Consider the following 25,454-nt stretch of genomic DNA (forward strand, 5'->3'; position numbering starts at 1 on the left):
GATCGTGTCAGGCCGCTTCGCGCGGGAGAGAGACCACGGTCCCGGTGCGGCGGGCTTCCTCTGCCGCGAACACCACACGATGGCTGGCCATGCTCGCGGAGATGCTGGATGAGAGGTGCTCGGGCGAGGCATCCCGCAATGCCGCGACGAATTCGGACATGAGTCCTCGGTCGCCGCCACCGTGCCCCGTCGCGGCGTCGAATCCGAGCCCGTCGGTGTCGTACACCGTCGTCTCCAGGGTGCGGAAATCGTAGACGCTGATGATCCGCCCGTCGCCGGTGATCTGCCCAGCCGTGCCGAACAGGCGCGTCTTGCGGTTGGCGCCCTCGGTGAACGCGGAGAGGGTGAAGCTCGCGAGCCTCCCGTCGGAGAACTCCATCTGAACCGTCTGATGGTCGACCACGTCGTTGTCGCAGAGGTAGGCGCAGCGGCCCCATGGGCCCGTCTCCAGGGCTCGGTCGATCGCCTCCGGGGTCACTTCGCCGGCCATCACGAGCGCGTTGTACTCCTCTGCGGAACCCGGATTGTTTAGACCGCTGCGATAGAACCGCACGGCGTCGAACGCGCAGGCCGACGCTACGGGGCACGTGATGCATCGGTCGGTTGCACCGGCGGGCTGCGACTCGGGTCGGAAGTACCCGAGCGAGCCGAAAGAGGTCACCCGCTGCACAGGCCGCCCCATGATGTGCAAGAGCCAGTCGATGTCGTGGCACGATTTTGCCAGCAGCAGGCTGTGGCTGGTGGCGGAACGGGCCCAGTTCCCGCGCACGAAAGAGTGCGCGAAGTGGAGGTGGCCGATCGGCTCGAGATGCTCGATCTGCATGATCTCGCCGATGGCCCCGGAATCGAGGAGCTCCCTCAACTTCTGCGTGTACGTGGTGTAGCGCAGTACGTGACACACCGTGATGCTGACGCCGTTGACCCTCGCCGCTTCCTCGATGTCGTCGCAGTCCTCTGGGCTGGTCGCGATCGGCTTCTCCAGGAGGATGTCGTAGCCGGCCTGGGCGAAGGCCACGCTCGCATCCCGGTGAAACTCGTCTGGGAGCGCGACGATGACCGCATCGGCCAGACGGGGCAGGGCGACAAGGTCGCGCCAGTCGTCGAAGGCCCTCGCGTCAGTGAAGAGGCCGGTGAAACGGGCCAGCGTCGTCGGGTTCCGCTCTGCGACGGCGACGACTTCAACACCCGGAAGCTCGGCTGCCTCCGCCGCATACGCGTACCCGCGCATACCGGCTCCCACGACAGCGAGGCGTACGACTCGCTCCTTTCCGAGGCGGGTGTCATCCCTTTGCTGCACCACTGAGCAGTCCCTTCACGAAGTACTTCTGCAAGAAAACGAAGAGGATCACGATCGGGATCGTCGCGAGCACCATGAACGCGAACACCGCGCCGTAGTTCGACACGTGCTCGCTGATCTGGCGGTACATGCCGACAGTGACCGTGCTGCCGCTGGCCGGCCCGAGGATGATCAAGGGGGTGATGAAGTCGTTCCAGAGCCCGACCGCCAGGAAGATGATCACGCTCGCTGCGGCGGGCCGCAGCAGGGGGAACACGATCGCCCAGAACGTCCGGATCGGCCCGGCGCCGTCGATGGCGGCGGCCTCCTCGATCTCTTTCGGGATGGTCCGCATGAACCCGGTGAACACCAGCACGCCGAACGGCAGGTTGCCCGCGACGTACACGATGATCAGTCCGAAGATCGAGCCGATCATGCCGAAGTCCTTCAGCATGCGCAGCAGCGGCATCAGGGTGGTCGCTGCGGGGATCATGAGCCCGAGCGGGATGGCGATCCACAGCGCCTTCGCGAACCAGCTCGTGGAGCGCACCATATAGTGCGCCATCATCGCTGCCAGGACGGTGGAGATCAGCGTGCCGATGACGGTGATCTGGATGCTGTTGACCAAGCCCGTCCAGAACAGCCCGTCGGGGCGAGTGAAGACGTCGATGAAGTTCTGCACGGTGAGAGGCAGCACCGGGAGCCCGGGGTATTTGTAGATGTCCTCCTGCGTCTTGAAGGCGTTCAGCAGCACAAGGTAGATCGGGTAGATGAAGACGGCGGTGACGACCAGGGCGATGATCGTACGGACCGGTCCGGCGCCGCTTGCTTCGAGGCCGCGCCAGCGGCGCCGGGATCGCTGACCCCGTGGGGCATCGGCGGTGACGATCGCCTCCGTGGCGGTCATCGACGTTGCGTCGACCGTCGTTTCTGCGGTGATCACAGGTCGACCTCCCGTTTGCGCATCATTCGGATCGAGAACAACGAGATCATCGCGATGATGATGAACATCACCGCGGCCTTGGCCGCGCCGTACCCCACGGCCCCCGCATCGAGGCTCGTCTGCACGACGTCGAACGCGAGGGTCGACGTCGTGCCGACGCCCGGCCCGCCGTTGGTCATGACCTTCACCTGGTCGTAGATCTTGAAGCCGCCGATCATCGACAGCACCGTCATGATCGTGACGGAGGGGGCGAGCAGGGGCCACGTCACGGCCCAGAATCGGCGCACAGGTCCGGCGCCGTCGATGGCTGCTGCCTCGAGGAGTTCCTTGGGAATGCTCTGCAGGCCGGCGAGGTACAGCACGACGCACACGCCGACGGACTGCCACGCAACGATGGCGCCCACGCTGTACAGGGCGAGGTCGGGGTCGGAGAGCCAGCCCGGCGGCTCCGGCACGAACGGTCGGAGGGCGGCGTTGATCAGGCCGTCATCCTTCAGCAGCAATTGCCAGACGACTGCGACGACGACCGATGAGAGGATGACCGGCACGAAGAAGACGGCGCGCATTGCGTTGAACGCCCAGCCGCTCCGATCGAGGAGGATCGCGATGCCGAGGCCGACGGCGTTCGGCACGATCACGGCGATGATCGTGAGGATGACGGTGTTCCTCAGGGTCTGCAGGTACGCCGGGTCGGAGAAGAGGTGGATGTAGTTCTCGAGTCCGACGAACAAGGTGTCGACACGGTAGGCGTCTTCGTTCGTGAGGCTCGACCCGAACGCGACCAGGAGCGGCCAGAGCACGAACACCGCGTAGAGGGCGGCGCCGGGCAGCGCGAACAGGAGGAAATGGAGCGGGTTGCGCAGGATCTTCCGGCGCTTGGTCTGCGTGTTCATGGAGGCGTCTTCGCTTCTCGAGCATCTCGTCGGGAAGGGGAACGGCCTAGGACGGAGGCCGTCCCCTTCCCCTTGCGGGACGCGGTTACTTCTGCGCGGCGGCGTACTGCTCGTCGAGGTACTTCGCGAACTGCTCGGGCGTGGTCTTGCCCGTGAGCAGATCGACGTTCGCCGCGATCATCTTGTCGTTGAACCCAGGAGGAAGCGCACCGTCGCCGGTGATGTTGCCCCAGGCCGGCACTGTCGCCTCAGCGGAGGTGGCGAGGTCGTACGCGGCCACCATCTCGGTGTAGAGCGCACCGACGCCGTCGGGGATCGTGTAGTCCTTCACGGTGACGATTCCGCCGTCGACGATGGCGGAGGCGTCGAGGTTCTCCTTGTCGGTCGCGAAGGCGAGCGCCCATTCCTTGGCGAGGTCGACGTGCTCCGAGTTCGCGTTCACGTTCATTCCGGCACCGGTGACGACCGGAAAGGCCGGCTTGCCCGCATCGCTCGGCCACCCGAAGACGCCGATGTTGTCCAGCTTCTTGCCGTCGGCTGCGGCAGTGAACCACGACCCCATCGGGTACATGGCCGCCTTGCCGTCGATGAATGCCTGCTCGAGGTCGGCGTAGGTCCGGGTCATACCGTCGGGGTCCGCGAGGCCGTCCTTCATGATCGACGACACCTTCTCGGCTGCGCCGACGAACTCGGGGTCGGTGAACTTGACCTCGTCCTTCTCACGCTTGAGGAACCATTCCGGGTCGTCGATGAGCACGTCGGCGGAGACGGCGGCGTTGAGCGCGAAGGCCGTCGCCCAGGTGTCCTTGCCGCCGCCGCCGATCTCGAACGGGGCGATGCCGGCCGCCTTCAGCGCGGCTGCGTCCTCGATGAGTTCGTCGTACGTCTTCGGCGGGGCGCTGATGCCGGCCTGCTCGAAAAGGTCCTTGTTGTAGTAGACGAGCGGGATGGCCTGCGCGGCGGTCGGGATGCCGTAGAACTTGCCGTCGATGGTACCCGAGGTGAAGTCGGTGATTCCCGCTGCCTCCAGTTCCTCGCGGCTGTACTCCGCGAGCTCACCCTTCTGGGCAAGGCCGTTCGCGATGCCTGCGGCGAAGATGTCGGGTGCCTGGCCCGACGCGAACAGCTGCTGCGCGTAGGCCGGGGTGTTCTCGCCGACGACCTTCTTGATCGTCACGCCTGGGACCTCCTTCGAGGCGCGGGCGATCGCGGCATCCCAGTACTCCGGGGTCAGGTTCGGGGATTCGGAGACGAGGAAGGTCAGGGTGACGTTGTCGTCAGAGCCGGAGGAAGCGGACCCGCCGGCGGTGCAGCCGGTGAGCGCGATGGCGGCCGCGGCGACGGCACCCAGGGCCAGGTACCGCGTCTTACGTCGTTGTATACGCACGAGTGTCTCTTTTCTCGGGGTGGGGTGTGCGGCGCGATGTGGGGTGCGACGCAATGAAGCAGGTTTACCAAAGTAGTTTTCGTATTCTCTCCGGCTCGGGTAGTTTTGCAGGAGGCAGGGGTGCTGTCAACCCTATATTTCTGCTAGCGTTTGGGGATTGCGAGCACTCTGACGATTCAGAAATGAGATTCACTATGTCGGTCAACGATGTCGGCTCGGGCACTGCGTACGCGGGGGACTCCTCCGCGTTGCGCAGGATGAACGTCGTCGCAGTGCTGCGCCTCCTCTACTCCGCGCAGGCGGACCCCGGTCTCCGCAGCGGCGAGGGCGATGGTGCAGACCGGTACACCGTCACCGAGATCGCGCAAGCGGCGGGAATTTCGCGGCCGACCGCCGAAGACGTGGTGGACGCGCTGATCGGGCAGGGCTGGCTGGTCGAGGCGCCACCGAACCCGCGTGGTGGACGACGTCAGGCCGGTCGGCCCGCTCGGACGATCCGGTTCGATTCCCAAGCCGGCTGCGTGGCCGGGATCGATCTCGCGCCGCACTGGGTACGGGCGCTCATCTCCGATCTGGCCGGCACGGTGATCGGACGGGCCGACTATCCCGTTGCCGACGGGGCTACCGCGGAGGAGCGTGGCGCCGCCGCCCGCACGGCGATCACGGAGGCACTCCGCCTTGCCGGCCGCGACTCCGACCAGATCCTCGCCGCGACCGCCTCGACGGTCGGCATCGCGCGCGCCGACGGCCAGGTCGTCCGCTCGACGATCCCCGAAATGATGGGGCAGAACATCGCCGAGATGCTCGGGCAGTTCCTTCCAGTCCCCGTGCACGTGGCGAACGACATGCGCGCCGCCGTCCTCGGCGAGTACTGGGTCGGTGCGGCCGCAGGGTGCGACAGCGCCGTCTACCTGCACGTGGGACGACGCCTCGGATCCGCGTATCTCATCGATGGTGTCTCACCGTTGGGCCATCACGGTGCCGCTGGGGAGATCCCACCGGAATCCGGTCGCCGGCTGATCCATGCATACCGCAAGCTCGTGAGCTTCACTGGGGTCGACGTCGATGCGCTTCCGGATGATCGGGTGCTCGGGATCGATCCGTTGACGGTCTTCGAAGCAGCGCAGCGGGGTGAGGCCGACGCGCAACAGGCCGTCGTGGACTTCGCGGACGAATTCGCCGAGGGCATCGAAGGGCTCGTCATCACCGTCGATCCCGAGGTCGTCGTCGTCGGCGGCGGGGGCGTGGTCGCCGGCGACATCGCGGCGGAAGCTATCCGCTCCCGCCTCTCCCGAGTGTGCATGTTCGAGCCGCGCGTGGTCGTCTCACCGCTCGGCGAGAGCGCCGCCGCAATCGGCGCGGTGCGTCTCGCGCTGAACAGGATCGAGGAGAACCTGTTCACGAATCCCTTCGCCCATGCGAACACCGCCGAGAAGGCCGGATGAACGACACTGCCGGATACATCACCGCGATCGGCCCTGGATCCGGTGCACGCCGGCCCGCGCGATCGTGGCTGCGCTCTGACGCGCCGTTCCTGTCACTCGACGGACCGTGGCGCTTCCGACTGCTGCCGGGGGCTCCGGGTTCCGTCGGCGCACCGGACGCCCTGCCGGCGGGCGAGGCGGTCGACGGGTTCGCCGCTCCGACGTTCGACGACTCCGACTGGACCACGATCGAGCTGCCCTGCCACTGGGTGCTCGCAGCCGACGGCGCATTCGGATGGCCCGAGTACACGAACAGCCAGTTGAGCATCCCGATCGATCCGCCCTTCGTGCCCGACGAGAATCCGACCGGGGACCACCGCCGAACCTTCGACGTGCCGGCCGACTGGCTCGACCCGCTCCGGTTCGAGGCAGTGGTGCTCCGGTTCGACGGCGTGGAGTCGATCTACCGGGTGTGGGTGAACGGGCGCGAGATCGGTGTCGGGGTCGGCTCCCGGCTCGCGCAGGAGTTCGACGTGTCCTCCGCACTGCATCCCGGGCTCAACACCATCGCCGTTCGTGTGCATAAGTGGTCGGCCCAGACGTTCGTCGAGGACCAGGACCAGTGGTACCTTCCCGGCATCTTCCGGGACGTGAGCCTGCAGGCGCGACCCATCGGCGGCATCGACGACGTGTGGCTGCGGACGGCGTTCGACCCGACGACGGGGAGTGGCGAGATTCTGCCAGAGGTCGTCGCCGCCGACGCGGCGTACCCGATCCGGCTGCGGGTTCCCGAGCTCGACGTCGACGTGAGCTGGCCGACGGCCGACGACGTGCGGCCCGTGCGCATCGCGGCGGTCGCACCCTGGTCAGCCGAGATCCCCCGCTTGTACGAGGCATCCGTGGCCAGCGCGACCGAGACGATCACGCTGCGCGTGGGATTCCGCACCGTGCAGATCGTCGACGGCGAGATCAGGGTCAACGGCACCCAGGTGATCTTCAACGGCGTGAACCGGCATGAGACGCACCCCGACCACGGCAGGGTGTTCGACGAGGCCTGGGTGCGCGAAGAGTTGCACCAGATGAAGCGGCACAACGTGAACGCGATCCGCACGTCGCACTATCCGCCGCATCCGCGGGTGCTCGACCTCATCGACGAGGTCGGATTCTGGGTCGTACTCGAGAACGATTACGAATCGCATGCGTTCGGCAAGGCGGAACCCGTCCAATGGGAACGGAATCCGAGCGGCGACCCGCAATGGCGCGACGCCGTCGTCGATCGGATGCGCCGCACGGTCGAGCGTGACAAGAACCATCCGAGCGTGATCATCTGGTCGCTCGGCAACGAGTCTCACACCGGCGAGAACCTCGCCGCTGCGGCCAACTGGGTACGCGCACGCGACCCGGAGCGGCCGGTGCACTACGAGGGCGACTATCAAGGCCGCTACACCGACATCTACTCCCGGATGTACACGTCCGTCGCCGACGTGCGCAGCATCTGCAGCGACGAAGACGGATCAACCCCGTGGGCCACCGACTTCGCCGAAGCGGCGAGGGTGCGAAAACGCCCCTTCCTGATGGCCGAGTACGGCCACGCGATGGGCAACGGCCCCGGCGGCCTCGCGCGCTACGAAGAACTGGTACGTGCGCGCAACGCCGACGGCAGCCGGAGGTACCCCCGATTGCACGGCGGGTTCATCTGGGAGTGGCGTGATCACGGCATCCGGCAGACGACCCCCGACGGCGAGGAGTACTTCGCCTACGGCGGCGATTTCGGCGAACGCGTGCACGACGGCAACTTCGTGCTGGACGGGCTGGTGTTCTCCGACGGCACGCCGAGCCCCGGGCTGCTCGAGTTCGCTGCCGTCGTCGCCCCGGTCGAATTCGGCACGCCAGAGGTGCACGACGACCACGTCACAGTCGGGGTGCGCGGGCACGCAGGCGTCGACATCGCGCCCGTGCAGTTCACCGGCCGTGTGGAGATCGACGGTGCGCCTGGGGAAGAGGTTCCGGTGCTGGACACGGGATCCGAGTCGCCGCTCGCTGCGGGCGAGTGCCGGTCGCTGCGCATCACGCTGCCGCAGCTCGCCGACGAGCAGGAGATCTGGGTGACGATCGATGCGCGCTACGACGCCGATCTTCCCTGGGCCGGAGCCGGACACATCGTCGCCGTCACGCAGTTCGACCTCACCCGCCAGCGCGTGCACGACCACGCCCGAGCGGAGGCGCCGCCGCCCCCGGCTGTGACCTCGCCGGCATCCGGCGCGCACCGGGCGACCCTCGGGCCCGCGTCCTTCGCCGGCGGCCGCCTGACCTCGCTGGCCGGGCTGACCACCGGGCCTGTGCGCTGCGAACTGTTCCGGGCGCCGACCGACAATGATCGCGGCGCGGGCGCCGTCGACTCCACTCGATACGACCCGATGCTCCCGGTCGACTACCGGCACGCGACCGTCGATCCCCCGCACGCCGACGTCTGGACACGGGACTACTTGCACCTGCTCGTCGGCCGCGTCGAGTCTGTGGAGGTCTTCGCAGAGGGCCTGCGGACGCGTAGCCGATGGGCGCCACCCAACTCGCGGCACGCCGTCACGCTGACCGAGACGTGGCAGCTGCACCGGGGGGAACTCTGGGTGAGGTTCGACTTCGAGCCGACCTCCGACTGGCCCTACATCTGGCCGCGGCTCGGCGTCCGCCTCGATCTCCCGCGCGAGGTGGACGGCGCACGCTGGTTCGGCACCGGCCCGGGCGAGTCCTACCCCGACACCGACCACGCGGTGCGCGTCGGACGCTTCGCCGCGGACATCGATGCGCTGAGCGTTCCCTACGCGCGACCGCAGGAAACCGGACACCGTGCCGGGCTGCGCGAGTTGACGCTCACCGCGAACGGCGTGCCTCGCGTGCGACTCGACACGCCTCCGGACCTGCAGGGCCGCTGGCCCGGGTTCACGCTCACACGTCATACCGCGCAGGAACTGGCACAGGTGCGGCATCCGTACGAGTTGCCCGCGCCGAGCGCGTCCCACCTGTACCTCGATGCCGCCCAGAACGGGATCGGGTCGCGGTCGTGCGGTCCCGACGTGTGGCCGGGCGACATGCTCAGCAGTGCGGCACGGACGATCGTGGCGCGGATCCGGGCACTGTCGTAGCGATCCGCGTCAGTCCTGCGAGGGCCCCTGGGGCGCGGTGAACACGCGTCCGAGGATGGCGCTCTTGAACTGCTGCGCGGTGAGGTCGACGTGTTCGGTCATGAGGCGGACGGCGAGCGCCGTGTCGCCGTCCGCGATCGCCGCCGCGATCGCGACGTGCTGATCCGCTGCGGCGCTGACGGATCCACCGGCGGTGCTGGCCAGCGCGATGACGCTGATCTGTTGCTGGAGGCGCTGCACGGCATCGAGGCATCCCAGCATGAAGGTGTTCGCCGCAGCCTCGCCGATTGAGCGGTGGAACACGGCATCCGCCCGGTTGAAATCCTCGAGGTCGCCGGCGGCGAGTTCCCGGGTGTGCTCGGCTGCCTCCCGGATCGCCCTCACCTGCGCCGGGGTCGCCCTGCGGGAGGCGAGATCGGTGGTACTGAGCTCGACGAAGCGACGGAACTCGAATATCTCACCCACCTGGTCGGGGTCGGCGGGCAGGAACCCGGAAATCGAGGCGCCCCAAGGCGCCTCCGGCGGCCGGGCCACATAGATGCCCCGGCCGCGCTGGACGGAAAGCCGTCCAAGCGCCGAGAGGATCTTCACCGCCTCCCGGACGATGGTCCGCGACATCCCGACGATTTCGGCGAGTGCGCTCTCGGTGGGCAGGCGCGTCCCGGGCGGCAGTTCCTGCTCGACGATGTACTCGAGGATGCGCTCTGCGGCGATCTCGTAGCCGGGACGGTAACCGGATGCCGGCGCCGGCGCGTCGAGTTCGGCCCCTGCCTCAGATGCCACGTTCACCCTCCCTGGGGGTCGCTGCGTCCGAGCCTATTACAGCAACGGCAGGGCGCCCGGCGCCGCTCGTGGAGCGGCACCGGGCGCGTCTGGGGTCGGTCACGCGGCGTCAGCCTCGCGCCACGGTGATTACGGCTTCAGCCTCTACCTGGGAGCCGGCGATCGTGCCCGTCACTGTGAACCAGCCCTCCTTCGCGACGTCATCCTCGGAGATGGGCTCCCACTCGACCGCGACGGCCTTCGTACTGCCGTCCGAGTACACGGCGTCAACCTGCGCGGGCAGCATGGGGATACTTCCGACCGTGGTGTCGACAGGGAGCGAGACGGTGTCCACGACCGTGCTGGCTTTCTGCGGGCCGTACACCTGGAACTCGACCAAGCCACTCTCCCCGCCGACTGCGACGTTGTCATACGTCTGGTTCGGATCGATGGTGAACTTCATCCAAGAGGTCGTGACCGGGCTGTCCAGCTTCACAAGGTTGTCGGGCTGCCCGTCCCACCGGATGTCCTTCACCAGCTTGCTGCCGCCTTCCCACTCAATGAGGCCCTCGCCGGCGTGATCGACGAGCGCGCCGCGATCGACGAGGTTGACCCGATCGATCTCGATCGGCGACGGGAAACGCAGCGTGATCGAGGGCTTGGCGTCCGCCTTCTTCGCGGCCCACGTCGTTGCTCGGTTGTCGTCGATCGCCATGGTGCCGACGTAGCGCGGGTCCTGATTGTTCCCGTTGGAGTCACCGGTTCGGTCGCGCACGGACGAGACGGTCACGTCCGCCAGGCCGGCGAGGTTGTCTCCCGCGGCCTTCAGCTTCGCTGCGCCCGAGCGGATGGTCACGCCGTCGAGTTCGACGACGGCTTCGACCGTCGACGTGAACGTACCGGTGATCGGTTCACCGAGCACGATCGTGTCGCTGCCAGGCACCTGCTTCAGCCGGCTGTCGCCGAACTCGTAAGAGATGTCTGCCTTCGACAGGTTCGCCATGTCGCCGGTGTTGAGCGTCCCCTCGAGCGACGCGACGACGGGAGCACCGACGCGGATTTCGTCCGCGGAGAGCTTCAGGCTCACCTCGGTGAGGAACGTCGGCAGCGAGATCCGCCCCTGGGCGTCGACGTTCACGTACAGGTAACTGCTCGCGCGGTACCCCTCGTGATCGGCGGTCGCGGTGATCTTCGACCGCCCTGCGGCGACGGCCGTGACCCTGCCGGTGGCGTCGATCGTGGCGACATCCGGGTTCTCGCTCTCGAACGACAGCTCGGACGGGTCAAGGCTGATCCCCGCGTCCTGGAATGAGCGTCCCTCGACCTCGACCTGCGCGGTCTTCGCGTCGTCGGCGACTGCTGCATCGAGGCGGATGCTGCCGAGCGCCGTCAGGTCTCGCAGCGAACCGATCCGCACCTCGAGTACGTCCACCGGGCTGCCGTTCTGGCCGCCCTCCGGGAACGACACCCGTACGTAGCGCGCCTGCACGCTGTCGTGTGCGGGATCGACGGGGTAGTCGTAGTAATTGCCCTCCTGCTCCCATCCGTACAAGGTGGTGTCGTTCTTCGGCACGGCCTTGGTGTTCCGCGACGTGGGCAGGCCTCCTCCAGACAATTCAGTCGTCTGCGTGCCCGTGGTCCACTCGGTCCCGTCCTTGCTGTACTCGATCTTGAGCTTCTGCGGCGCGTTCGTGTAAGTGACGTTGTCGGCGTTCGGCATGTGGTGATCGAAGAACACGTTCACCCGTGAAAGCTCCTGCAGCGACTTCAGGTCGTAGGTGATGCTGCCGGCCTCCCCGCCGGGGATCCGCCACCGGGACGTGTTCGCCCCGGAGGCGTCGTTGATGACGCCGTCGGAGAGGTCCTTCGCGTCTACCGCGTCGGTTGTCACCTCTGGTACCAGGCCGGCCGCGGCGTTGGCATCCGGCTGCACCGTGACGAAGTTCCGGGATGCCGTGAAAGTCTTCCCGTTCACCGTGATGTCTGCCCAGTATGCGTACATCGTGGGCTTGTCCACGGTTCCAGTGGCTCGAAGCTCGCCGTCGGCCACCGAGAACGGCACAGTGCTGGCCGGAACCTCACGGATGTCGATCTTTCCGCCGGGGACGTCCCGGCGGCCATCGACGGTCGCGTAGTGGTAGGTCACCTTCGACGACGAGACGACGTCGACGCCGCCGCCCTTCTCGGTGTACCCCGTGAAGCCGACCTCCACCCGCTCGCGCGCGTCGAGCTCCTTCCAGAATCGCGCTCCCCCGGTCGACATCTCGATGCCGGTGAGCGGCAGGTTCGGCGAGATCGCGCCGTCGCGGACGATCACCGGGTAGGTGTCCTTCTTCACCTGCGGCGCGTTCACTCCGTCGTCGTAGGTCGCTGTGACGGTGATCGTGGCGGTGCCGTCGGCACCGGCATGGATGACGCCGCTCTTCCCACTCGGACTCGCCACGCTCGGGTTGTCTGTCGTGAAGGTGAGCTTCGCCGGGGCGAGCACGTTCGTGTAGCCGTTCATGTAGCTCTCCGCCCGAAGCTTGAGCAGCTGAGGTTCCTGCTGGCTGCTGAAGACCTTGACGCTCGACAGCCGGTACTCGCGGGTGTTGTCCTTCGTGGTGACCTTGATGACCGTGTCGATCGGGTCCGTCCGCACCGAGGAGGTGTCGATGTCCACGTAGTAGCCGGCGTCCGTCTTCGCCGTGGTGAACGGAAGTGCCCTACCCTTGTTCAACCACTCGACCTTGGCGATGTCGTGGGTGAAAGGTCCAACCCTCTGCAGAGTTTCAGCGCCGTCGAGCCCGGACTTCGCGGTGCCCTTGATCTGGTTCTCGATCAGGTGCAGGTACACGTACTGATCGCGGGCCATCGCGTAGCCCCAGTCGGGTCCTTGGCCGAAGGCGATCGCCTTCTGCGGGTCCTCGAACCAGCCGGGCTTGCGCTCATAGTCGAGCGTGTAGGGCGTGGTGCCGTAGAGCGACTCACGCAGGTCGGGGCCTCCGCGGTTGTCCATCCAGGTGATGATGCCCTGTCGCATGTCCGAGAGCTGCTGCGACGAGATCGGGACCATCGAGAAGATGTTCGTGTTGTCGAGGTTGCTGCTCAGGTTGTCCATGCCGCGGGTCACCGTGATCGACGAGTCGTAGTTCATCACGTAGCCGTGGCCGTACTGGTTGATGAGCTCCTTGGTCGCCTCGCGCCAGTCGTCGCGCTCGTTGCCCTTCGCGTACTGGGTCCAGACGTCGAGCGCGGTGGTGTAGGGGTCGTTCCACTCCTCGTGCGCGACCTTGCGACCCTGCTTCAGGATGCCGTTGACCCAGCCGCCCTCGTTGTAGGGCTCGGCGTTCCAGAAGGGCCGCTCGTGCAGGGTGATGTCCTGGTCGCCGGTCTGCGCGTTCGGGTTCGCGTCGATGAGCACCCGGTCGTTGTAGTTGCGAGCCGAGCTCCAGGCGATATCCGTGTTGGAGTACGACTCGGGGCCGCCGTCGGCGAACAGGTACCACGGGTCGTAACGGGCGACGAGGTTCTGGATGTCGCTCTCGAGGATCTCGCGTCCTTCGTAGAGCGAGGAGACATAGACCCCGAACTTCATCCCGTACCGTTCCGCGGCGTCTTTGGCCTGCTGCACACGGTCTTTCACCTGCCAGGCGCCGTCGGTTGACTGCTCCAGCGCACCGTACTTGAACAGCTTGTTGCCGTCGTTCGGCGTGAGGTTGGCGTTCGGTGACGGCCAGTAGTAGACGGTGTTCTGCAGGCTCTCGGTGGAGAGCATGGTCATGCCCATCTCCTTCGCCGTGCGCGCCCACTCGTCGTAGTTGTAGTTCGGGTCGTACAGGTTGGGCATCGTGCCCGTGGTGTGCGAGAGCGCCGACATCTTGCCGTCGATGAACCAGTCGACCGGGTTCTCCTTGACGGTGATCGTGTACTTCCTTGTCGCCGTGGCGCCGTCGGCATCGGTGACTTTCACGGTGAAGGCGTAGTCCTTGCCGTTCTTGCCCTGGGCGCCGTCCTTCACGGTGCCGGTGATGCTGCCGTCAGCGGCGAGCGTCAGCCCGGGCGGAAGCTCTCCGTCCGTGACCTTCCACTCATATCCCGGTGCGCCACCGGCCGCCTGAAAGGTGAAGGCGGAGGCCTGCGGCGCGATGCCGGAGGTGTTCCGTTTTCCATCCAGTGTCGCGGTCATGGCGACGTAGGGGTTCTCGTCGTACCCGTAGGGCAGGACGTTGGCCGGGTAGTCGTTCGCAGGAACGTTCGCGTTGCGCTGCGTGAATGCGTCCTTGTCCACGTCGAGTCCACGCGTGACGATCTCGAGCTCATCCGTCGCGCTGGAGGATGCCGAGTACGTCAGTCCGGGGACGGTGTTGCCGTTCGCATCCGAGATGCGCGAGTAGAACCCGAGGAAGTTCTTGCTGGCCCCGGGGTTCTTGTGCTGAATCTGGATGACCAGTTCGTTCCAGCCAGCTTTCAGCTGCACGGCGTAGCGCGTGCCGGATTTGCTCACCCGGCCAGGGACGGAAGTCTGCGCTCCCACCTTCTCGTCGTTGGCGAACACGGAGTAGACACCGGAGCCGCCGAGCTGCCATTGCACGGTCTGTGCCGTCGGGCTGTAGACGTGCGTTGCGGCGAGCACCCACTTGTCGACGGTGGGCTGCCCCTGTTTGACGTCGAAGTAGCCCATCAGGTCGTTGTAGTCGTCGTAATTGCGGTTGAAGATCCGGTCGTCGAAGTACTGCCAGCGCGACTTCTCCGCACCGCCCGGGGCGACGACCTCATGGCCGAGAACGGCCGTGGGGGCGTCCGTCCCCTGGATCACGGGAACCGTGAACGGCCCGGAGACGAGCCACTGATTGAGATACGGTGCGGTGCCGGTCGTCTGCATGGCCAATGCGGGCTGTAGTGGCAGCAAGCACCCGGCGACCGCGGCAGCGGCGATGAGCGCGCCCCCCGTTCGCTTCCGGATTCTGCGGGATCTGGTCATGGTGATGTCCTTCTCTTCATCGAGGGGCAGATGTATCAGATTCAAGCGAACGTTCCCGCCGAGTAGACCAGATACATTGCACGATCCGCAAGACACATCGCAAGAATGCGCCTGATCAACCTGATTCATTCGCGCTGGCGCCGAGCGGCTCGACTCGTTGACAGGCCGCCCCTCCGACCGCGCACTAGGCTTCTGACGTTATGGGCAGCGATTCAGGAGAGGCGCGCACGCGGGTCACGCTGCGCGAGATCGCGGAGCACGCCGGCGTCTCGGTCGCCACTGCGTCGTATGTGCTCTCCGGCACCCAGAAGCCCGGCGCGCGGTTCTCCGACGAGACAGCGGAGCGGATCCGGCGTTCTGCCGCCGAACTTCGATACCTGCCCAATCGAATGGCGCGGTCGGTCCGGACCGGCCGCACCGGTGTCATCCAGCTCGTCCTGCACATGCTCGGCGACCCCTGGACCCAGGACATCGCGGAGACCTTCACCGCGCGGGCGCCCGAGCATGGACTTACGACCCTGATCGCATTGGACTCCGATTTCGCGGCAGCGCTCGCGCGCAGCGAGTTCGACGCGGCATTCGTCGCGGCAGCCGGCGTGTCGGAGCCCGCTCAGTGGCGCGAAGCGCTCGGCGCGTTGGCGCGCAAGGTCGCGGTGTACTCACCGACGCTGGAGCCCGACGGCTTCGACGTGATCCGGTTCGATGAGCGCCGGGCTGCGCGGCTGGCCGTCGACCACCTCATCGAGCGCCATCGGCGGGTCGCCTGCCTGGTGGGTGCAAGTGCCGCCGACGAACCGGACGGAGGCGTGCGTCGCCGGGCGTACATCGAGGCGATGACGGACGCCGGCCTCCCGATCGAGGCTGGATTCCTCATGGAGTTCGAGAAGGACGTGCTGGACACATACCGGGCGGCACGGGCACTGCTGAGCCGGCAGGATCCTCCCACAGCGGTCTTCGCCGAGGCCGACTTCGCGGCGTTCGCGACCGTGCAGACAGCTCGCGAACTCGGCCTGCGCGTGCCCGAGGATGTCGCTGTGATCGGCATCGGCGACTCCGGGCTGGCCCAGCGGTCGGGGATGAGTTCAGTCGGCGCCATGGACATGCGAGAGCGCGTTGTCGACTTCGTGCTGGAGCGCGCGCTCGATGCCGCAACACCGCAGAGCCGGGTGCTCGACCTCGATCCGGTGCTGTTCTCACGGGACTCGACCCGCGCGCAGCACTGACCGGAAACAGGTCTTGACACAAACACCGGCCCTCGCCAACATGTGCTTAATCGTCTAAGCACATGTCGAGCTGGAAGCAGGCACGGGCAAAACCCCCGCCAGGCGATACCGACAGCCGGTTCATCGACGAACCGGATTCCCCAAGGAGCATCATGAAACACGATCCAAGGAAACCGATGGCGATGATCGGCGTGACCGCGCTGATCACCACGATCATGGCGCTCGGCGCAGGCGCAGGCGCCGCGCAGGCGCAACAGGCGACCGGTACGGCGCCGTTCATCAATTCGTGGCTCGTATCGGGACCATTCGACACCGCGGTCGCCGACGAGATCTACGGATGCACGGCTGCGGAGGAGACCAATCTCGCCAGGACGGCGAAGGCCACAGCGTCCTCGTCCCTCTCTGCGAACCCGGCGGCACAGGTCAACGACGGCGACATCCGTAAGCAGTGGGTTGCTGAGAACGACCTTGCGCCGACGGTCACGCTGACATGGGCGACCCCGATCTCGCTCAACGAGGTCCGGCTGGCGCAGTGGGGCGACGGCCGACACGTCAACAAGTACTACGACCTGACCTTCACGCTGGCGGACGGGTCCACGGTGACCTCGCCCCGGGTGAACAGCACGTCGAGTTCACCGTCCGCTCCCACGGTCTACACCCACCCGGAGACACTCGCCGACGTGTCGTCGATGACAATCGCGATCGATCGAGGCCTCACGCCCTACCCGACGATCACCGGGCTCTCCGAGGTCGAGGTGTACCAGCGTGGCGAGCCGTCGCCCGGCGACAAACCGATCAACCCCGCGCTCGGCGCCGCGTTCGGCGACGACGCGGAGTCGAACGACTGGGAGTACTTCGACGACCGGGTCTACAACCGCAACTACGACGACTACCAGGACCTGTACGGGTATTTCGAGGTGAAGCAGGGGGAGGATACGCGCAACAAGTTCCTCTATGCGCACACCTACGTGTACAGCCCCGAGGCCCGCAAGGCGTTCGTGAACGTGGGCGCCAGCGGCTCGTACCGGCTGTATGTGAACGACGACTGCATCACCGCTCCCAGCACGCCCGTGGAGGTGCAGAAGGACCTCACGCGCCGGGAGGTCGGCCTCAAGAAGGGGTGGAACAAGGTCCTCCTCCAGATCCAGCACACCTACACCGAGGATGTCAATGCCAACGGCGTCCCCGTGGGCAAGGACCAGAACGTCGCGTTCCTCGGCTTCTACGGGAGGGTCGGCGACCAGGACGGCAACCGCATCGACGGCATCGTAAGCTCCGTGAACGGGCCGTCCGAGGAGCTGAAGATCGACACCACCGGTCTGAAGTCCGCGGGCAAGGGCGGGAAGGGCCTTCCAGCCCAGCAACTGCCCACCGGCTACCTCGAGTGGCCATACGTCTGGAACAAGTCGGTCACGAACAAGAAGTACGGGGTCTCGGCCTCGGCGTTCCAGTTCCTCGCGAGCGGCGGGGAGCCGGGATACACCTGGAAGCTCATTGACGGCAACCTGCCCGAGGGCCTCGAGCTGAACGCGGACGGGACGATCGCCGACGGGCTCGTCAACGGGAAGGCCGACCTGGCAAGTCGCAAGGGCATCATCAGCCCCGACGCGAAGACCGGCGACTACGACTTCACTCTCCAAGTGACCGACCGCGAGGGCACGGTGGCGACGAAGGAGTTCACGCTGACGGTGAAGGATCGGCCGAATCGCAGGTTCGAAGAAGGCCGGGTCAGCGCCCTCACCCACGCAGCGCCGATGTACAGCTACTTCGTCGACCCGGGCTACTCGTTCGACCAGTGGGCCGCACGCGCCAAGGCTCAGGGTCTGTCGATGGTGTCGGTCGAGGCGTTGCAGCAGAACTACCACTGGCCTTCGAAGTTCTCCGACCCCGCAGGCGAGCGGCAGAAGTACCTCCCCAAGGGTGAGGACGGCAACGTCGTCGACGGCTTGAAGCCGATGGTCGACGCCATCCGCCGCTACGGCATGGACGTCGGCATCTACTACGCCACCGAGGGCGGCGGCCTGCAGCACTTCTCCACCGACGTGCTCGTTCAGAACGTCGAGGACCTGCTCGAGCGCTACGATCCGCGCTACCTCTACTTCGACGGTCCGCAGTCGATGCCGAACGCCAACTACGACGTGATGTACAGCGCCGTGCGCAACCACAGCGCCGACGTGGTCATCGACTCCAATGCCTGGGGCGAAGAATACGGCGACCCCGACCTCCGCACGAATGAGGCCTCCCACATCTTCTCCAACGCAAGCGCCAACCACTTGGTCAAGCGCACGCCGATGGAGCCGTGGAAGATCCTCGGTACGAGGAACCAGGACTCGCCCTACTATCCGCAGCGCGACGATTTCCGTCTGGTGGCGCAGGAAACGATCATGAACGCCGGCCGCGGTTACGTCGACAACAACGACCAGACGATCGTGGACGGACGAGGTCCGAATTGGCACTCGCCGGAGGAGATCGTCACCCGCTATCCCAAGGGTGCGCAGGAGTTCATCGACGTCCGCGAGCAGATGGGCGCTTGGTTCGCTCCGAAGCCGGGCATCAACCTTCTGGAGTCGGTCACCGGTACGACACCGTTCTTCCTCCCCGGTTACGGCTACGAAGACGATGGGGTGGGCAACTACGAGAAGTTCGCGCACCCGAACGCAACGACCGGCCCGCAATGGGGCTATGCGACAGCACGTGACAACAACATGTACCTGCACATCCTCAGCGGGCCCGACGGCAAGAAGGGCTTCGGGGCGATCCAGGACGGGAAGCTGACCATCGGCGGCCTCGAGCACGACGTCACCGCGGTCACGCACCTGAACACCGGAAAGGCGATCTCGTTCTCGCAGGACGGAGACACCGTCTCCCTCGAACTGTCCACTGTGTCTGCAGACCCCATCGACACGATCATCAAGCTCGAGACTGACAGCACCGCCCGCAAATACACCCTGACTGAGGCCACGATCGACGCCGAACCGCTCGGTGCGGGCCGGCTGAAGCTCATCGCAGGCGGGTACATGACCTACCCGGCACTGCCAGCCAAGCTCGACAAGGTGGTCTTCAGCGCCCCAGACACCCCTGTGGCGAAGGTCAACGCGAACGGTGTGGTCATCCCGCGGGAGAACGGATCGGTGAAGGTCGAGCTCGCCGTGACCTCCGGTCAGGTGACCAAGAAGGCTCAGGTCGAGGTGACCGTCAAGGACGGCGTGGCATACATCGGCGACGACCTGTCGTCGGCGGTGCTGCGGATCGGTGGCAAGGAGACATTCGGCACGTTCCCGACCGGCGCACAGCCGATGTACTCCCTCGAGGGGCGTGCCGGGCACGGACAGTCGGTACGGCTGGATGCCGCGAAGGTCACCTGGCACGCCGGCATTGTGGACGTCAACGGCGGCACCAAGACCGAGCCGGTCGCGATCACCGAGGTGGACACGTTCGGGTTCGCGAAGGGCAGGATGACCACACCGCGGGTCGCCGAGCCGACGAAGGCCGCAGTCTGGGCCGAAGTTGTGCTGGACGGCAAGACCGTCACGAGCAACCGGGTCTTCCTCGATCTGCTGCCCACCCGCGACGTCGCAACAGCCGCCACGGTCACGACCAGTGACGCGTCGGATGACGCGGGCAACCTCACCGACGGCATCCTCATCGACGCCACCCACCTGGGTGGGTCTGGTTGGAGCACGGCCGCTGACGGCGCCTCGTGGGTGCAGTTCGATCTCGCCGCGCCGACCGAGCTCTCCAGCGTCGGCCTGGCGTTCAACGAGGTGGGACAGCGCTATGTGAACACTCCGCGCAAGCTCGTCATTCAGACCAGCATCGACGGCGAGAACTGGACGGACGCGCACTCCGCGACTGGCCCGAGCGGTGCGGTCTTCTGGGGCAACGTCAACTCCTACCCGGTGACCGGAACCGCGCAACACGTTCGGGTCGCCTTCCCCGAGGGGTCGGCCGGTACATCGCTCGACCTGCTCGAGGTGCAGATCCAGGGCGCGTACGAGTGACCGGCCGGGCGAGCAATTCGGTCCAGCCGAAACTCGGCGACGACCGACGCGTTGGAGCAACCGACGTAGAGGGAGGAGCGACCGAGACGGTGAAATAGCATCCGCCGTTGCGCGGATCGGCCCGGCGTCCCATATCTGGGGCGCCGGGCCGATGCTGTCGCTCTGCCGCGAGTCAGCCGCCGTCCGTCTGCGGGCGTACGCGGAGGTGAGTGACCCCGCCGTCCACATCGAGCGCGGTCCCGGTCGTCGATGCCGATCGAGGCGAAGCGAGGAACACGATCGAGAGCGCGACCTCTTCGGGAGTGACCATCCGCCCAGTGGCCTGCCGCGCATCGAGGGCGGCGCGCTCTGCGACGGGGTCTGCGAACCGCAGCAGCATCCGCTCGACGAATGGAGTGGAGACCGTGCCGGGGCACACGCAGTTGACGCGGATGCCCTCGCGCACGTGGTCGGTCGCCATCGCGAACGTCAGCGCGAGGGCCGCACCCTTGGAGGCGCTGTACAGGGCGCGCTGCGGGAGTCCGTTCAGGGCGGCGATCGAGCTGACGTTGACGATCGCCGCAGCGCTGGACTCGCGCAGCGACGGCAGCGCCGCCGCGGACACGCGCGCCATGCCGATCACGTTGACGTCGAGCACTCGCGCCCAGTCATCGTCGGAATTCTCCTCGACCGTGCCGACAGCACTGATGCCGGCGTTGTTCACGACGATGTCGATACCGCCGAGCTCCGCCCGCACACGACCGATCGCGGCGTCGACCGATGCGCGGTCGGTGACATCGCACGGGACGCCGAGCAGCCCTTCAGGGAGACCCTCGATCACCGGATCGAGGACGGCGACCCGCGCGCCGCGGTCGGCGAACTCGTGGGCGGTCGCCAGCCCGATTCCGCTCGCACCGCCTGTCACGATGGCGACTAGACCGTCGAACTCGTTCGCGTTCATGCCTGCCGCACCTCCTGTCGCGCCGTACCCAATCCATCGATCGACAGTTCGACCACGTCGCCCGCGCGAAGGTACGGCGTGCCCGGGAGCCCCAGTGCGACGCCGGCCGGTGTTCCCGTGTTCACGAGGTCGCCGGGGCGCAGCACCATGAACTGGCTGAGGTACCAGATCACGTGAGCGACAGGGAAGATCATGTTCGCGGTCGAGCCGTCCTGGCGGACCTGGCCGTTGACGCTCAGACGGAGCCCGAGGTCCTGTGGATCGGGCACCTCGTCCGCGGTGACGAGCACCGGTCCGAGCGGGTTGAACGTCTCGCAGCTCTTGCCCTTGTCCCATTGGCCGCCGCGTTCGAGTTGGAACTCCCGTTCCGAGACGTCATGCGAGACCGCGTAGCCCGCGACGACGGCGAGCGCGTCTTCGGGAGATCCGAGGTAGCGGGCCTCTCGGCCGATCACCACGCCGAGTTCGACCTCCCAGTCCGTCTTGGTTGAGGCTCGAGGGATGTACACGTCGTCGAAAGGTCCGACCACGGTGGACGGGTCCTTCATGAAGACCACCGGCTCGCGCGGGATCGCGGCGCCGGTCTCTTCCGCGTGGTCGCGATAGTTCAGCCCGATGCACACGACTTTGCCCGGCTGGGCGATTGGAGCACCTCTGCGCAACCCGACGGTCGAGAGGGAGGCGAGCCGTCCTTCGACAAACGCGGCACGCGCTTGATCGAGGCCGCCGCGCGCAAGGAAGTCGCCGTCGATGTCTTTCGTGATCGGCCGCAGGTCATACGCCAAATCGGCGTGCAGGATGACCGGGATCTCGTTCCCGGCATCGCCGTGTCTGGCCAGTTTCATGCACTCTCCGATCTCTTCGGGGTTTGGACCGGGTTTGCCCGGTGGTCGGACGGTGGTCAGACGAATGCCCGACGCGTGCGTGGCGGGCGATCTATGATGTGGCCATGCTGACTCCCGACGCGACCCCACGCTCGCAGTCGGCAGTGGTCATCGACCGCATCCGGGACATGATCACCGAGGGAGTGCTCGAGCCGGGGTCTCGGCTGCCGGTCGAGCGCGACCTGTGCTCGCAGTTCGGCGTGTCGCGAGGTCCCCTCCGCGAGGGCATCCGCGCGCTGGTGATTCTCGGGGTACTCGAGACCCGGCAGGGTGACGGCACCTACGTGACGAGCCTCGACGCGACCACGCTCTTCGGCCCCCTGAGTTTTCTCGCCGATCTGCAGAGTCCCGAGTCGAGCGTGCACTTGCTCGCCGTGCGACGGGTGCTCGAACCCGAAGCCGCGGCGAAGGCGGCCCTTCTCGTCAGCGACGAGGACCTTGCCGTCGCAACCGAGGTGCTCGACCGCGGTGACGCCCTGCTCTCGGGCTCTGACGTCGATCTGGAGGCGACGATCGACGTCGACACCCAGTTCCACCGCATCATCGCGCGGGCGAGCGGAAACCCCGCCTTCGCGGCGATCATCGAGGCGCTGATCGGCCGCACCGCACGCGCCCGGCTCTGGCGAGCCATCCACGACCAGGGCGCCCTCCACCGAACCCAGGAGGAGCATCGCGCGGTGCTGGAGGCATTGCGATCGCGCGACCCTGAGCGGGCTCGCCTGCGGATGCTCGTGCATGTGTTGGGTGTGGAGGACTTCATCGCCGAGCATCCGGCGACGCCAGGCGAACAGCACTCCTGAACTCACCCGAGCACGTCCGGGCGAAGCAGGCCGCGCTCGATGAGTTCGCCCCAGAATTCATCGGGAATCGGCTTGCTGTAGCGTTCGACCGAGCTGGAGACGTGATCCGCCGTGCGCGTACCGACGACGACGGATGCGACGGCCGGATGCCGCAGCGGAAACGCCACGGCGGCGTCGGGCAGCGTGATGCCGAACTCATCGCAGACGTCGGCGATCGCATTGGCTCGTCGCACGAGCTCCGCCGGTGCCGCCTGGTAGTCGTACTTCGCATCGGCCTGAGGCCGCGGCGACGCGAGCAGCCCGGAGTTGTAGACGCCGGCCGCGACCACCGAGACACCGCGCTCTACGGCGCGTGGCAGGAGGTCGTCGAGCGCCGGCTGCTCGAGCAGCGTGTACCGCCCGGCGAGCATGACCACGTCGATGTCGTGTCGGACGACGAAGCGGTCGAGCATCGCCGACTGGTTCATCCCGGCGCCGATAGCCCGTACGACGCCCTGTTCGCGCAGTTCGATCAGGGCTGGGAACGCCTCCCGCGAAGCCTGATCCTCGTGCTGGTCGGGGTCGTGGAGATAGACGATGTCCACGTGTGCGAGACCCAGCCGATCGAGGCTCGACTCGAGCGACCGGAGGATCCCATCTCGGGAGAAGTCCCACTCCCGCCGCGTCGTCGCCGGCACCACGAATCCCTCGTCGAGCCGGCCAGCGCCTGACGGGTCATGTACCAGTAGGCGGCCGACCTTCGTCGAGACGACGTACTCGTCCCGCGGGTACTCCTTCAGCGCGGAGCCCAGGCGCCGCTCCGAGAGGCCGAGACCGTAGTGGGGGGCGGTGTCGAAGTAGCGGATGCCTGCCGACCATGCCGCGTCAACGGCATCGTCGGATGCCTCGTCTGTTGATTCGCGGAAGAGGTTGCCGAACTGGGCTGCTCCCAAACCGATCTCCGTCAAGGCCAGACCGTTGGCGAGCTGTCGGGTGCGCATTCGTGCTCCTCCAGAGATCGCGGAAATCGCTCGAAACGTTATACCAATTGTGGGAGAGTGTGCAAGGATTGCGCCGTTCAATTACCTTAAGGCGCTGAATCATCAGCTGAATATGTTCCGAGTCCGAGGTCGTGCGCCCGACATGAGCGGTCAGGCAACCATCGAAGCAGGGGGCGGATCGCAGATATGGAGGGACCATGCGGGTTGGATTGCATTCGACCATCAGCGTTGGCGCGATCGATGAGTACTGCGAGCATCACGCACGCGTTCCCGCCGAATTGCGCGAACTGTTCGACCGGGTGGGCATCCACGACTGGGTCATCTGGCGATCCGGCATTCGCCTGTTCCATCTGATCAACTGCGACGACTTCGAGCAGGCGATCGCCGCGATCAACGGCGATCCGGCGAACGACCAGTGGCAATCAGATATCGGCCGGTTCGTCGATGAGTTCTTCGGGCCGGAGGGAACCCCCGCCTTCGCGCCGCTGGAGGTCGTCTGGAGTCTCGCGGATCAGCGGCGGGTGGACGGCGAAGATGATCTCCGCATCGCCCGCGCGGCCGCGCCTCGAGTGAATCGGCGTCTCCACGGGTGATGCTGTGAACGAAAGAGGCGAGGCGCAACGGTGACGTTCCTCGATACGCATGTTCACGTGTGGGATCCTGCGCGGTTCGAATATCCGTGGCTTGCGGAGGCGCCCACGTTGAACCAGTCGTTCCTACCGCACGACATCGATCGCGACGGTGGGCGCGTCGATCGTATGGTGTTCGTGCAGGCCGACTGCCGGAACGAGCAGGCACTCGAGGAGGCACGCTGGGTTGCATCCTCCAAGTGGCCTGAGCTCGTCGGCATCGTCGCAGGGGCTGACTTGAGGTCGGGCGATGCCTTGGGGTTCCACCTCGATGCACTCGATGAGGTCGGTCGGGTCGTAGGAATCCGACATGTCCTGCAGGGCGAGCCGGTTGAAGGGTTCGCGGATGCCCGGTTGCGCGCGGGCCTCTGTGAGCTCGCCGCTCGTGGGCTGACATTCGACGCATGCGTGCGACATGCCCAGCTTCCCGCACTGCGTGGGCTTCTCGCCTCAGTGCCGCCCACACTCTCCGTCGTCATCGACCACCTCGGCAATCCGCCGCTCGCTGCCGGCATCGACAGCAGCGCCGGTCGGGCCTGGGCCGAGGAGCTCCGCGCCATCGCCGAATTGCCGAATGCGTGCGTGAAACTTTCGGGTCTTGCACCTGAGGTGTGCGAGACCCGGACGTACGACCAGAACGCCGATGCCTTCCTTGAGCATGCGCTCCAAGTGTTCGGCGCGGAGCGGGCGATGCTCGGCAGCGATTGGCCGGTAAGCAGCGGTCGAGCAGGGAGCCGTGGCTTCAGCGACTGGGCCATGAGGGTTCTGCGAATTGTAGGGGATGATGCAGACTCGCGCGCCGCCGTCAAGGCACGCACGGGTGAGCGGTTCTACGAACTTTCTGTCGCATCGCAATAGTGAGACCGGTATGCCGGCGGAGATGCGCCGGCGCTGGCGCGGTGCGCGGAACGATCAGCAGCTATCGCCGGGTCGACGGGGCCGGCTGTGTCCGGTTCCGTCGCCGTCGACGCCGCAGCACGACGAGCACCGCGACCACGAGCACGATCGCTGCGAATACTGCGACGAGTACGACCGCGGTGCGCAGAATCGAGTACTCGAACTCGGTCTGCACGAGCGTGAAATCGGTGAGGCTCGGTGCGGCGGGCACGTCGGTCGTCGCAGCCCAGTCTTGCGGAGAACTCGCGAGCTCGAAGGCGAGCTGCAGCCCACACCGCGCAATTTCGCGCTTCTCCTAACCTGACGGGA

General features: G+C 66.5%; 17 protein-coding genes. 7 read left to right on the forward strand and 10 right to left on the reverse strand.

Annotated features, from left to right (window positions below; translation table 11 throughout):
- Nucleotides 1–7: 7 nt before the first annotated feature.
- The 4 genes from LR269_RS00465 to LR269_RS00480 form a co-directional block, all read right to left on the reverse strand.
- Complete coding sequence (locus tag LR269_RS00465) at nt 8–1,300, reverse strand: Gfo/Idh/MocA family oxidoreductase (protein ID WP_308191585.1); 1,293 nt, start codon at nt 1,298–1,300, stop codon at nt 8–10.
- Complete coding sequence (locus LR269_RS00470; protein ID WP_231428753.1) at nt 1,281–2,219, reverse strand: carbohydrate ABC transporter permease; 939 nt, start codon at nt 2,217–2,219, stop codon at nt 1,281–1,283. The genes LR269_RS00465 and LR269_RS00470 overlap by 20 nt, the downstream gene beginning before the upstream one ends.
- The gene (locus tag LR269_RS00475; RefSeq protein WP_231428754.1) at nt 2,216–3,112 is read right to left on the reverse strand and encodes a carbohydrate ABC transporter permease; all 897 of its coding nucleotides are present in this window, start codon (nt 3,110–3,112) and stop codon (nt 2,216–2,218) included. Before LR269_RS00475 ends, LR269_RS00470 begins: the two co-directional genes overlap by 4 nt.
- 85 nt (nt 3,113–3,197) lie before the next feature.
- Nucleotides 3,198–4,499 (reverse strand): ABC transporter substrate-binding protein, encoded by a 1,302-nt coding sequence (locus tag LR269_RS00480; protein WP_231428755.1) that lies wholly within the window; start codon nt 4,497–4,499, stop codon nt 3,198–3,200.
- A gap of 194 nt (nt 4,500–4,693) precedes the next feature.
- Here LR269_RS00480 and LR269_RS00485 point away from each other — a divergent pair, with 194 nt between their 5' ends.
- The gene (locus LR269_RS00485; protein ID WP_231428756.1) at nt 4,694–5,944 is read left to right on the forward strand and encodes an ROK family protein; all 1,251 of its coding nucleotides are present in this window, start codon (nt 4,694–4,696) and stop codon (nt 5,942–5,944) included.
- Entirely contained in the window at nt 5,941–9,066 is a 3,126-nt protein-coding gene (locus LR269_RS00490; RefSeq protein ID WP_231428757.1) for a glycoside hydrolase family 2 TIM barrel-domain containing protein, read from the forward strand. The genes LR269_RS00485 and LR269_RS00490 overlap by 4 nt, the downstream gene beginning before the upstream one ends.
- Nucleotides 9,067–9,075: 9 nt before the next feature.
- Here the strand turns inward: LR269_RS00490 and LR269_RS18930 are convergent, their stop codons facing one another.
- The gene (locus LR269_RS18930; protein ID WP_231428758.1) at nt 9,076–9,849 is read right to left on the reverse strand and encodes a FadR/GntR family transcriptional regulator; all 774 of its coding nucleotides are present in this window, start codon (nt 9,847–9,849) and stop codon (nt 9,076–9,078) included.
- A gap of 109 nt (nt 9,850–9,958) precedes the next feature.
- Complete coding sequence (locus tag LR269_RS00500; RefSeq protein ID WP_231428759.1) at nt 9,959–14,791, reverse strand: Ig-like domain-containing protein; 4,833 nt, start codon at nt 14,789–14,791, stop codon at nt 9,959–9,961.
- 200 nt (nt 14,792–14,991) lie between these two features.
- On the opposite strand from LR269_RS00500, the gene LR269_RS00505 reads away from it, so the two are divergent.
- The gene (locus LR269_RS00505) at nt 14,992–16,014 is read left to right on the forward strand and encodes a LacI family DNA-binding transcriptional regulator (protein WP_231428760.1); all 1,023 of its coding nucleotides are present in this window, start codon (nt 14,992–14,994) and stop codon (nt 16,012–16,014) included.
- A 62-nt stretch (nt 16,015–16,076) separates the two neighbouring features.
- Complete coding sequence (locus LR269_RS00510) at nt 16,077–20,015, forward strand: discoidin domain-containing protein (protein WP_231428761.1); 3,939 nt, start codon at nt 16,077–16,079, stop codon at nt 20,013–20,015.
- A gap of 172 nt (nt 20,016–20,187) precedes the next feature.
- Here the strand turns inward: LR269_RS00510 and LR269_RS00515 are convergent, their stop codons facing one another.
- Both LR269_RS00515 and LR269_RS00520 read right to left on the reverse strand, forming a co-directional pair.
- The gene (locus LR269_RS00515; protein WP_231428762.1) at nt 20,188–20,955 is read right to left on the reverse strand and encodes an SDR family NAD(P)-dependent oxidoreductase; all 768 of its coding nucleotides are present in this window, start codon (nt 20,953–20,955) and stop codon (nt 20,188–20,190) included.
- Complete coding sequence (locus LR269_RS00520; protein ID WP_231428763.1) at nt 20,952–21,800, reverse strand: fumarylacetoacetate hydrolase family protein; 849 nt, start codon at nt 21,798–21,800, stop codon at nt 20,952–20,954. Before LR269_RS00520 ends, LR269_RS00515 begins: the two co-directional genes overlap by 4 nt.
- Before the next feature lie 41 nt (nt 21,801–21,841).
- On the opposite strand from LR269_RS00520, the gene LR269_RS00525 reads away from it, so the two are divergent.
- On the forward strand, nt 21,842–22,639 hold the full coding sequence (locus LR269_RS00525; protein WP_231428764.1) for a FadR/GntR family transcriptional regulator: 798 nt from the start codon (nt 21,842–21,844) through the stop codon (nt 22,637–22,639).
- A 2-nt stretch (nt 22,640–22,641) separates the two neighbouring features.
- Here LR269_RS00525 and LR269_RS00530 read toward each other — a convergent pair whose 3' ends face one another.
- The gene (locus LR269_RS00530; protein ID WP_231428765.1) at nt 22,642–23,619 is read right to left on the reverse strand and encodes an aldo/keto reductase; all 978 of its coding nucleotides are present in this window, start codon (nt 23,617–23,619) and stop codon (nt 22,642–22,644) included.
- 209 nt (nt 23,620–23,828) lie between these two features.
- Here LR269_RS00530 and LR269_RS00535 point away from each other — a divergent pair, with 209 nt between their 5' ends.
- Complete coding sequence (locus LR269_RS00535) at nt 23,829–24,212, forward strand: L-rhamnose mutarotase (RefSeq protein WP_231428766.1); 384 nt, start codon at nt 23,829–23,831, stop codon at nt 24,210–24,212.
- 30 nt (nt 24,213–24,242) lie between these two features.
- Nucleotides 24,243–25,106 carry an amidohydrolase gene (locus LR269_RS00540; RefSeq protein ID WP_231428767.1) on the forward strand — a complete coding sequence of 288 codons (864 nt, stop codon included), beginning with the start codon at nt 24,243–24,245 and terminating at the stop codon, nt 25,104–25,106.
- Between the two features lie 61 nt (nt 25,107–25,167).
- Here LR269_RS00540 and LR269_RS00545 read toward each other — a convergent pair whose 3' ends face one another.
- Nucleotides 25,168–25,356, reverse strand: a complete 189-nt coding sequence (locus LR269_RS00545; protein WP_231428768.1) for a hypothetical protein — start codon at nt 25,354–25,356, stop codon at nt 25,168–25,170.
- Between the last annotated feature and the right edge of the window lie 98 nt (nt 25,357–25,454).

This window comes from Agromyces sp. S2-1-8 (assembly GCF_021129215.1).
GTDB lineage: Bacteria > Actinomycetota > Actinomycetes > Actinomycetales > Microbacteriaceae > Agromyces > Agromyces chromiiresistens.